This is a genomic window from Corallococcus sp. CA041A, from assembly GCF_003612075.1.
In the GTDB taxonomy this organism is placed as follows: domain Bacteria; phylum Myxococcota; class Myxococcia; order Myxococcales; family Myxococcaceae; genus Corallococcus; species Corallococcus exiguus.
On record NZ_RAWF01000776.1, the window covers coordinates 1 to 383 of the forward strand.

Consider the following 383-nt stretch of genomic DNA (forward strand, 5'->3'; position numbering starts at 1 on the left):
GGCCATCGATCAGTACCGGCGTGCCGTTGGGGGCGAACTGCGGATAACCGTCGGCATAGCCAAGCGCGACCACGCCCACGCGGGTGCGCGCCTTGGCCACGAAGCGTGCGCCATAGCCCACCGGCTCACCGGCCTCGATCCAGCGCTCGGCAATCACCTTCGACTGCATCGTCATCACCGGGCGCAGGCGCTCGGTCAGCGCGGTGTTGTCCGGCAGCGGATTGGCGCCGTACAGCATCAGGCCCGGGCGCACCCAGTCGCTGCGTACATCCGGCCAGCCCAGCAGTGCCGGCGAATTGCACACGCTGGTCTCGCCGTCCAGGCCGTCGATGGCGCGCGCGAAGGTCGCCGCCTGTTCATGGGTGCGTTCGCTGTCCAGCTCC

Annotated in this window: 1 protein-coding gene; it reads right to left on the reverse strand. The window is 69.5% G+C overall.

The window, feature by feature from the left end:
- On the reverse strand, positions 1–383 hold a 383-nt coding region (locus tag D7V77_RS43030; protein ID WP_199734041.1), incomplete at both ends, for an alanine racemase C-terminal domain-containing protein.